We start from the raw sequence: 10619 nt of genomic DNA, 5'->3' as shown, positions 1-10619 counted from the left end.
GACTTCATCAACGCCTGTGCCTACATCCGCGACGAACTGCCGTATGCGCTGACCTCCGGCGGCGTGTCCAACGTGTCGTTCTCGTTCCGGGGCAACAACCCGGTGCGCGAGGCGATTCACTCGGTGTTCCTGCTGTATGCGATCCGCAACGGCCTGACCATGGGCATCGTCAACGCCGGTCAGCTGGAGATCTACGACCAGATCCCGGCCGAGTTGCGTGACGCCGTGGAAGACGTGGTGCTAAACCGCACCCCGGAAGGCACCGACGCCCTCCTCGCCGTCGCCGACAAGTACAAGGGCGACGGCAGCGTCAAGGAAGCCGAGACCGAAGAGTGGCGCGGCTGGCCGGTCAACAAGCGTCTGGAACATGCGCTGGTCAAGGGCATCACCACGCACATTGTTGAAGACACCGAGGAATCCCGTCAGTCGTTCGCCCGGCCGATCGAAGTGATCGAAGGCCCGCTGATGTCCGGCATGAACATCGTTGGCGACCTGTTCGGCGCCGGCAAAATGTTCCTGCCGCAAGTGGTGAAATCCGCCCGCGTGATGAAGCAGGCCGTGGCCCACTTGATCCCGTTCATCGAGCTGGAAAAAGGCGACAAGCCGGAAGCCAAGGGCAAGATCCTGATGGCCACCGTGAAAGGTGACGTACACGACATCGGCAAGAACATCGTCGGTGTGGTGCTCGGCTGTAACGGCTACGACATCGTCGACCTCGGCGTGATGGTTCCGGCGGAGAAGATCCTGCAAGTGGCCAAAGAGCAGAAGTGCGACATCATCGGCTTGTCCGGTTTGATCACGCCTTCGCTGGATGAAATGGTCCATGTCGCCCGCGAGATGCAGCGCCAGGACTTCCACCTGCCGTTGATGATCGGTGGCGCGACCACCTCGAAAGCGCATACGGCGGTGAAGATCGAGCCGAAATACAGCAATGACGCGGTGATCTACGTCACTGACGCCTCCCGCGCCGTGGGCGTGGCGACGCAGTTGCTGTCCAAGGAATTGAAGCCGGCCTTCATCGAGAAGACCCGCCTGGAATACATCGAAGTCCGCGAGCGCACCGCCAACCGCAGCGCCCGCACCGAACGCCTGAGCTACCCGGCGTCCATCGCCAAGAAGCCGCAGTTTGACTGGAGCACTTATGAGCCAGTGAAACCAACGTTTACCGGTTCTCGCGTGCTGGATAACATCGATCTGAAGGTGCTGGCCGAATACATCGACTGGACGCCGTTCTTTATCTCCTGGGACCTGGCCGGCAAGTTCCCGCGCATCCTCGAAGACGAAGTGGTCGGTGAAGCGGCTACCGCGTTGTACGCGGATGCCAAGGAAATGCTCGCCAAGCTGATCGACGAGAAACTCATCAGCGCGCGTGCGGTGTTCGGTTTCTGGCCGGCCAATCAGGTGCGTGAGGACGACATCGAAGTCTACGGCGATGACGGCAAGCCGATTGCCAAGCTGCATCACTTGCGCCAGCAGATCATCAAGACCGACGGCAAGCCGAACTTCTCCCTCGCCGACTTCGTCGCGCCGAAGGACAGCGAAATCACCGACTACGTGGGTGGCTTCATCACCACCGCCGGGATCGGCGCCGAAGAAGTGGCCAAGGCGTATCAGGACGCGGGCGACGATTACAACTCGATCATGGTCAAGGCCCTGGCCGACCGTCTGGCCGAGGCTTGTGCCGAGTGGCTGCACCAGCAGGTGCGTAAAGAGCACTGGGGTTATGCCAAGGATGAGACGCTGGATAACGAGGCGTTGATCAAAGAGCAATACACCGGCATCCGCCCTGCCCCCGGCTACCCGGCCTGCCCGGATCACACCGAGAAAGGCACGCTGTTCGCCCTGCTCGACCCAGAGGCTAGCGAAATGAAGGCCGGCCGCAGCGGCGTGTTCCTCACCGAACACTACGCGATGTTCCCGGCGGCGGCGGTCAGCGGCTGGTACTTCGCGCATCCGCAAGCGCAATACTTCGCCGTGGGCAAGATCGACAAGGATCAGGTGCAAAGCTACACCTCGCGTAAAGGCCAGGAACTGAGCGTCACCGAACGCTGGCTCGCGCCAAACCTTGGGTACGACAACTAAGCCCCTCATCCGGCTCTGCCCTGACCCATTGTAGGAGCGAGGCTTGCCCGCGAAGGCGGTGTGACAGTCAACGATGATGTTGAATGTGACGGCCTCTTCGCGGGCAAGCCTCGCTCCTACAGGGGATTGGGGGTGTTCACAAATTCCCGGTTTAACCCTGATCCATTGTGGGAGCGAGCCTGCTCGCGAAGGCGGTGTGACAGTCAGCGAATATGTTGAATGTGATGGCCTCTTCGCGGGCAAGCCCGGCCCCACCGTTGTTTTGTGGTCGTTCACAAATTCCCGGCTCAACCCTGACCCACTGTAGGAGCGAGGCTTGCCCGCGAAGGCGGTTTAACAGTCAACAGAGATGTTGGATGGGACGGCCTCTTCGCGGGCAAGCCTCGCTCCTACAGGAGTTTGGGGTGTTCACGAATTCCCGGTTCAACCCTGACCCATTGTAGGAGCGAGGCTTGCCCGCGAAGGCGGTGTGACAGTCAACGAAGAGGTTGAATGTGATGACCCCTTCGCGAGCAAGCCCGCTCCCACCTTTGTTTTGTGGTCGTTCACAAATACTCGGTTCAACCCACATCCCCTGTAGGAGCGAGGCTTGCCCGCGAAGGCGGTTTAACAGTCAACAGAGATGTTGGATGGGACGGCCTCTTCGCGGACAAGCCTCGCTCCTACAGGTTTTGTGCGATTGGCTATGCTTATGGCTCACACAGACATGACGAGGGATTTATGGACGATCCAGTCGACAACAAGCCGCCAACCTTGTGGCAGATGCTGCATAGCGTGGTCGCGGCCGCGTTCGGGGTGCAGAGCGGGAAGAATCGCGCTCGCGACTTCACGCACGGCAAGCCGAGTCATTTCGTGATTCTGGGGATTCTGTTCACCGCAGTCTTCGCGCTGTCGCTGTTCGGCATCGTGAAGCTGGTGCTGTTGCTGGCAGGGGTTTAGTGCATCAAGGTTTGCAAGTTGAACGGATAGCGATAGGACGTTGGCCGCCCCTTGGCTGACAGGTGCCGGAAGTTCACCCCGAAATCCGGCGCATCGCCCATGGCCAGCATCCGTCTGGCCTGGGTCTTGTCGATCAGTTGCAATAACGGCAGTTGCCGGTCACGGCCACCGTACTGATTCAAGTCCACGCCCTGATCAATATCGTGCAACTCCACCATCGCCCAGCCACCCAAGGTGAAATGCCCGCCCAACAACACGCTCAAGCGTCCATCAATAATCGCCTTCAACGCAGCGGGCGAGGTATTGAACGCGCTGAACAGCGCATCCACGCCCGGCCTCCTTCCTGTTTCGGAAAACGCCTGCATGGCACCGAACGCCATCTCGTCATTGGCTGACCACACCAGCGACACTTGCGGGTAGCGCCGGAACAGCATCTTCGCCTGCTCATATGCGCGATCACGGGTCCAGCCGCTGTAGACCAGTTGCCGCAAGCGCACCTCCGGGTGCTCGGCCAAGGCGCGCAGCATGCCTTTCTCGCGCAGTTGCGCCGACGGCGTGATCTTCAGGCCGGAAAACGCCAGCAAGTCGATGGATTCGCCGGGGGCCACCGGTGGATGCTGGCGGATCAGTTCCTTGAGCATCAGGTAGCCGCCCTCTTCATCGTTGGGCACCAGGCTGCCCAACCGGTCCGGGCGCTCACCCAGCAGGCTCAATTGATTGTCGGTCAGGGACGCGTTGACCATGAACAGCTTTACGCCGCTGCCCTGGGCCAGGCGCAGAATTTGCGGGGCGACGTATTGTTCGTTGGCGAACACCAGATAGTCCGGGCGATCAGGCCCCTGCAACGCCGTGCGCGCCTGGGCAATCGTCAGTTCGGGCATGCGCTGGGAATAGAGAATCCGCAGGTCCATGCCCAAGTCCGTGGCCGCAGCCTGCATGAATTGCCCATAGCTGACCCAGAACGCTTCATGGGTACTGCCCGGACTCAGGAACAGCACCGATGCCGCCTGGGCGCAGGATCCGAAGACCGAGCCAAGCGTCAGCAACACACCACACAGATACTTCAACATTAATGGTCCGAGCCCCGGAAATTCGCCGCGCATTATGCCAGCGAACGCCCAAAAAACGGGGTTTATTCCGGTTTTTGTCCGACAATCCGTCGGAACCGGGCCCGGACGGGTCGCTATTGGTGACTGACCCAGAAAACGGCGGTTCCTACGACCAGTATGATCAGGAACAAAATCGCCCAAGCGTCAACGGTACTGTCGCTTTTCCTTGCTTTGGTCGGGTTGCTCATTGCATCGCCTCTTGTCGGTTTTATCGGTGATTGCATAAAGACTCGACCACAGTAAAGACGACGATTGCCCTCACCACAAATAGGGGTTTATCAATAACGGTTCTCGTTAGTCGTTTTGGTTCTTTACATATACTCAAACATCACTTTTGCGCATAACTGCAAACTGGTATCTTGCCCCGGCTCCGTAGGGAGTGCGCGGCCGTGCGCGCAGAATTGCCGAGGCAGTATCGGAGACTTCAGCAAGCGAAAAACGCAACTGGAACCGACCGGCCCAAGCCTGAGAACAGGACTTATATGTACGTATACGACGAGTACGATCAGCGGATCATCGAGGACCGCGTCAAGCAGTTCCGTGATCAGACCCGACGCTATCTGGCAGGCGAGCTGAGCGAAGAAGAATTCCGCCCCCTGCGCCTGCAAAATGGCCTTTATATCCAGCGGTTCGCCCCGATGTTGCGGGTGGCGGTGCCTTACGGCCAACTGACTTCGCGCCAGACGCGAATGATGGCCAAGATTGCCCGTGACTACGACAAGGGCTACGCCCACATCAGTACCCGGCAGAACGTGCAGTTCAACTGGCCGGCGCTGGAAGACATACCGGACATTCTCGCTGAACTGGCCACCGTGCAGATGCACGCGATCCAGACCAGCGGCAACTGCCTGCGCAACGTCACCACCGACCAGTTCGCCGGTGTCGCTGCCGACGAATTGATCGACCCGCGACCATGGTGCGAAATCGTCCGTCAGTGGACCACCTTCCACCCGGAATTCGCTTACCTGCCGCGCAAATTCAAGATCGCCATCAACGGTTCGACTTCCGACCGTGCGGCCATCGAAGTCCATGACATCGGCCTTGAGCCGGTGCACAACGCCGCTGGCGAACTGGGTTTCCGTGTGCTGGTCGGTGGCGGCCTGGGCCGTACGCCGGTGGTGGGTGCGTTCATCAATGAGTTCCTGCCGTGGCAGGACCTGTTGAGCTACCTCGATGCCATCCTGCGGGTCTACAACCGCTATGGCCGTCGCGACAACAAGTACAAGGCGCGGATCAAGATCCTGGTCAAAGCCTTGACCCCTGAAGTCTTCGCGCAAAAAGTCGATGCGGAAATGGAACACCTTCGCGGTGGCCAGACCACGCTGACCGAAGCCGAAGTGCATCGCGTCGCCAAACACTTCGTCGACCCGGACTACAAGGCCCTGGACAACCAGAGCGCCGAGTTGGCCGACCTCGACAAACAACACCCGGGTTTCGCCCGCTGGCGTACCCGCAACACCCTGGCCCACAAGAAGCCGGGTTATGTGGCGGTGACCCTGTCCCTGAAGCCGACCGGTGTTGCACCGGGCGACATCACCGACAAGCAGCTCGACGCCGTGGCCGACCTGGCCGAGCGTTACAGCTTCGGTCAACTGCGCACCTCCCACGAGCAGAACATCATCCTGGCCGACGTTGAACAGTCCCAACTGTTCGCGATGTGGGGCGAATTGCGCGAGCAAGGTTTCGCCACGCCGAACATCGGCTTGCTGACCGACATCATCTGCTGCCCTGGCGGCGACTTCTGCTCCCTGGCCAACGCCAAGTCGATCCCGATCGCCGAATCGATCCAGCGTCGTTTCGACAACCTGGATTACCTGTTCGACATCGGTGAACTGGACCTGAACATCTCCGGTTGCATGAACGCTTGCGGTCACCACCACGTCGGCCATATCGGCATCCTCGGGGTGGACAAGAAAGGCGAAGAGTTCTACCAAGTGTCCCTGGGTGGCAGCGCCAGCCGCGACGCCAGCCTGGGCAAGATCCTCGGCCCGTCCTTCGCCCAGGAAGCCATGCCTGATGTGATCGAGAAGCTGATCAACGTGTACATCGAACAACGTCACGAAGACGAGCGCTTCATCGACACCTATCAGCGTATTGGTATCGACCTCTTCAAGGAGCGCGTCTATGCAGCGAATCATTAAGAACAACGAAGTCGTCGATGAAACCTGGCACTTGCTGCCCAAGGATTTCAACATCGACGAGATCAGCAACTGCGACGACCTGATCGTCCCGCTGTCGCTGTGGCGCGAACACGGCCGCATGCTCAAGGCCCGCGATGGCGGCCTGGGTGTGTGGCTGGACGCCGATGAAGAGGCCGAAGAAATCGGCGAGGACGTGGACAACTTCCAGGTCATCGCCCTGAATTTCCCGGCCTTCACCGATGGCCGCAACTACTCCAACGCCCGTCTGCTGCGTGACCGTTATGGTTTCAAAGGCGAACTGCGGGCGATTGGCGATGTGCTGCGCGACCAGTTGTTCTACCTGCACCGTTGCGGGTTCGACGCCTTTGCGATTCGCGCCGACAAAGATCCGTACGAAGCCCTTGAAGGTCTCAAGGACTTCTCGGTGACGTACCAGGCCGCCACCGACGAACCGCTGCCGCTGTTCCGTCGCCGCTGATGGCTAAAAAGCCTTGGGTCCCGGCATTGCGCCGGGGCCCGAGGTTTTTTTTCGCCTGTCAGAAAGTCCGCGCTATTGGCCGGACGCCCGATAAGTCGCGATGCTCTCTTCGAGCCCCACCAGACCCGCAAACGGGTTGTTCGAATTGATCGCCGGCCACTGCACTTCGCGGAACAGGTGCTGGCAAAGCGACGGTGACGCCTCCAGTGTGTCGACCAAGTGCCAGACCCGTTGTTGCAACGGCGCATAGTCCACCAGGAAATCCGCCGTGCGCCGCAGCACTTCCAAGGTTTCAAACAGCCGCTCGCTCCCCGCCTCCGCCACCAGTCGCTGCCAGCGCTGAACCTGCAACGCGATTTGCTCCGGTGCAAGCCCCACCAACCAGGCATCGGGCTGCAGCACATCGCCGTTGGGCAGGCCCATCCACACCTTGATACCGGTTTGCTGGCGGTGGGTCACGACCCAGCGAAGAGTGTCCTCATCCGATAACGGGTTGCCCGCCAACAGCAGATGATCCGCGCTCACTGACTGTTTCCTGACCGTCGGCGGAATCCGCGTAATCAGGTTGTCGCGCAGGTCCAGACGCTCCAGATACGGGTGATCAAGCACGCCCACCGGGCAATTCCGGATGCCCGTGGCGCGCAGGTACAAGCGCCGCAAGGCCGGCATCTGCAACACCACCGGCGGCACACCCAGCGGATTGTCACTGAGGTCGAGGGTTTCGAGACGGGGCAGTTCGCCGAGCTTGCCGGCGGTTTGCTCAGTCAGCACCAAACCCGTCTCCTGAAGGTTCAGGTAGGTGAGCTGCGTCAGTTGGCTGATGGCGTCAGGCAGGCTGGCGCGCACCCCACCGCCCGGCATGACGACACGCAGGTCGGTCGCCCCCAGATCCAGCGTGCGCAGATTGGGCAGGCACTCCAGAAAACCTGAAAGGCTTGCAGGCTGGCCCAAGACAAAATTCGCCGCCGACAGCGCCACGACGTCCGGCAACTTGACGTTCAGGGCTGGGAGGCTGTGCAGCTGATCGAAGTCGAGATCGAGCTGAAAGCCCACGAACTGTCCCTCGAAATACACGCGACTGCCGGTATTGCCACGTCGCTGCCACAAGGCTTGCAGTTCATTGGCCAGTTCGACACGGGTGCGGCGCTCATAATCGATGGCCTCATTGATCCGCCCATCATTTTCCTCTTCGATCACTTCGAGACTCAGCCCTTCGGCGTCCTCCTCGCCCGGTTCGAGCAAATCGAAGTCCATATCCTCAGCATCGGTTTCGACCTGTTCGATCCAGTCCGCAAGGTCGATACGCAGCTGCTGCAACTGATCGGTGAGACTGGCCAGCCGGGCCTGAGCGCTGAGACCTGCGTCGTCAATCCATGCGTCGAGCTCTTGCGCGGTCATTTGCGGGTAAATTTCCCGGAGCTGCCACTTCACCAGATTCCTCGACAGCGCCCCACCTTGCGCGGTCGCCGGGTAGCCACCACCGCGCAATCCCAGGCTGTCGAACGGCATCCGCGCCTCCATACGGCGCAGCCCCACGACCAGTTCGGCACGGGGCAAGGCCGCCTCGCGGAGCTTCATCGTCAAGTCCTGTAACGCGCTGTCCGGGCGCAAACCCAATGCCGATCGCTGCTCCGCTGGTAGCGCTTGCAGCAGCGCGGTGGGGAAGCCCACGGTGTTGCCGGTGACTGGAGGGTTAGCCTGATAACGCGAACCTTGCTTGATCAGTTGCCGATAGTGACCGCCGCTGCGAGGACCGATGCTGTCCAGCACCCGAGGATTCGCCGACACGCCGTCGAGGATTTCGATGCGGGTCAGCGGTGACCAACCCGGCAGCCGGCGCAGGGAATGCAGCGCCAGCACGTCGCTGTCAGCCTGCTCCACTGATTGCAGGTACAAACCTTCGTAGGCACGAGTCAATCGGACATTCAACGCGTATTGCTGCGCCTTGGCGCTCAATTCACTGAGTACACGTTTGGCGTCGGCCGGGGTATGAGCCACCTCGATGTCCACGCCCGCGCGGTCCAGAATCTGTTCGATGGCGTTTTTCGGCAACCCGGGATAATGCTGCTGGAACAGCTTTACCCAAGCATGCTCCGAGTGCTGTAGCGCGGCGTAGCGTTGCCTGAATAGCTCGGCTGCGTTTGACTCCTGCCGCACCTCCTGGTCAATTCGGAACCGCGCGAGGGTGTCCGCCAGGATCGGCGTCGGTGGACGGCGACCCGCCTGCATCATGGCCAGCAGGTCATTGTCGATATCGCAGACATGTGCAATCTGGCCCAATACTTCATCGCTGAAGGAGGCTGCCTCGGGTCCGAGACCGCGTAACAGGCGCAGGCGTTCGTTGACTGCGGCGCCTTCGCTGACCATTGCCGGCGCGGGTGCCTCGATCAACTCAGGCTCCCGGACCGTCGCCGCCACTGCGTGTTCTTCGGTCTTGAGCGCCACGCCGGCCATCGCGACCGGCAAGGCATTGAGCAAACCGAATACCGTGCGAGTGACCCCGGCCGAACGTTCATCCGGCGTCAGGCCATCTACCGCTTGCGCCAGCCCATAACCGGCATCGATCAGCCCGGCCAGTGCCAGCAAGCCCTCGGCGCCGGGTACGAACAAGGCCAACGGACCAAACTTCTCGATCCATTGCGCTACCGGCTCGACCACTGCACTCAGGTTGTCGCGATTGACCTGGGCATCGTCACGAATGCTTTCGATGCTGGCCTCGGCCGTTTGCTTCATGACCCGCACCCACTGGGAAAATGGATCAGTTGCCGCCTCCGGCACTTGCAGATCAATGTAATCACCCGCCGGCCAGTAACCATCGTTGTTGAAGAAGCCGTGACCTTTTTTCAACTGGTATTGGCGAGGGTATGTGGCCATACCTGCAAGGGCCGTCAGCACACCGGCGTGAAAGGTGCCGTCCTCGCGGTCGTCCTCGGCAAAATGCGCCGCCAGCGCCTGGCGCTTGGTGGCATCGCGACCGCTATCGACCAGCCATGCGCGCAAGGCGTGAAGATCGGCAAACTCGTGGAACGGTGAAGAGTTTCCCGGCACGTACAGCACAACGCGGCCACTGGCCTTGTCCTTGAAACTCCAGATATCGCTGGAGGTGTAGCGATAGATCATCAGGCGTGCCGCTTCGACCGACGGGGGAATCGGCGCCTGCACTTGCAGTTGCGCGACCGTCAGTTGTGCCCAGGCTTGTCGAGGATCAAGTCCGGCGGCGCGCAGTGCCAGGCGTAACCCGGCCTCGCTCAAGCTGTTCTCCTGGCGTTGCAGCCAGGCCGCCATGACAAATGCCGTCTTCACTCCGGTACGTAACGGATAGGCCGCCGACGCCAGGATCGTCTCGTCGCCGGGCCAGGCATCAAGCACGTACGCGGCATACAGGTCCTTGAATTCGAGCTCCCATACCCATTGCTTGAACTCCGCCGGTTGCAGGGCCAGTTGGGTGTCCGGGCCGTAGCGCTGTGGTTTGGTTTTCCGGTAGAGACCTTCGTAATCGCGAAAGCCGCCGCCGGGGTTGATCGACTCGTCGATCTCGATGATCCGCACCTGCGGCCCCACTGCCGGCGGCGTGTACAAACCAAAAGCGGTCTCGCCAAAACGGCCGGCGCCCACCGTCTGATAGTTGTTCAGCAGGACCTGAACCAGACTTTGCGAAGTCCGGACCTTGCCCAGATGGACGTCGCCGACGGCCGGATAACCGTAGAAATCGTAATTGAGGTCCACCAGCAGCGCGCTCAAGGGCGCTTCACCCCAACGCTGACGGATCAGCTTCGCCGCGTATTGGGCACCGGTCATGGGCAAGACCGCGTCCAGCCCGAGATGGGAGATCACCTCGGTAGCCTTGCCTGAATCTATGAATGCGTTCAT

Annotated in this window: 6 protein-coding genes; 4 read left to right on the top strand and 2 right to left on the bottom strand. The window is 60.7% G+C overall.

Annotated features, from left to right (window positions below):
- Nucleotides 1–2082, top strand: a 2082-nt coding sequence (locus ACIOYV_RS03075; RefSeq protein WP_401320721.1) for a vitamin B12 dependent-methionine synthase activation domain-containing protein, incomplete at its 5' end; no start/stop codon positions are given.
- Between the two features lie 720 nt (nt 2083–2802).
- The gene (locus tag ACIOYV_RS03070; RefSeq protein ID WP_054055132.1) at nt 2803–3021 is read left to right on the top strand and encodes a DUF2970 domain-containing protein; all 219 of its coding nucleotides are present in this window, start codon (nt 2803–2805) and stop codon (nt 3019–3021) included.
- On the opposite strand, the gene ACIOYV_RS03065 is transcribed toward ACIOYV_RS03070, so the two are convergent.
- The gene (locus ACIOYV_RS03065) at nt 3018–4091 is read right to left on the bottom strand and encodes an ABC transporter substrate-binding protein (protein WP_401320719.1); all 1074 of its coding nucleotides are present in this window, start codon (nt 4089–4091) and stop codon (nt 3018–3020) included. The two genes, ACIOYV_RS03070 and ACIOYV_RS03065, sit on opposite strands and share 4 nt — an antisense overlap.
- Before the next feature lie 521 nt (nt 4092–4612).
- On the opposite strand from ACIOYV_RS03065, the gene ACIOYV_RS03060 reads away from it, so the two are divergent.
- Together ACIOYV_RS03060 and ACIOYV_RS03055 are read left to right on the top strand one after the other, a co-directional pair.
- On the top strand, nt 4613–6271 hold the full coding sequence (locus tag ACIOYV_RS03060; protein WP_163909830.1) for a nitrite/sulfite reductase: 1659 nt from the start codon (nt 4613–4615) through the stop codon (nt 6269–6271).
- Nucleotides 6255–6749, top strand: coding sequence for a DUF934 domain-containing protein (locus ACIOYV_RS03055; RefSeq protein WP_163909829.1), 495 nt, complete (start codon nt 6255–6257; stop codon nt 6747–6749). The genes ACIOYV_RS03060 and ACIOYV_RS03055 overlap by 17 nt, the downstream gene beginning before the upstream one ends.
- A 72-nt stretch (nt 6750–6821) precedes the next feature.
- Here the strand turns inward: ACIOYV_RS03055 and ACIOYV_RS03050 are convergent, their stop codons facing one another.
- Nucleotides 6822–10619: a dermonecrotic toxin domain-containing protein gene (locus ACIOYV_RS03050; protein ID WP_401320716.1), complete on the bottom strand. Its 3798-nt coding sequence runs from the start codon at nt 10617–10619 to the stop codon at nt 6822–6824.

This window comes from Pseudomonas sp. NPDC087342, from assembly GCF_044744265.1.
GTDB lineage: Bacteria > Pseudomonadota > Gammaproteobacteria > Pseudomonadales > Pseudomonadaceae > Aquipseudomonas > Aquipseudomonas nunensis.
The sequence above is the reverse complement of the archived record's forward strand: the minus strand, read 5'-3'. Positions and strand labels throughout refer to the sequence as shown.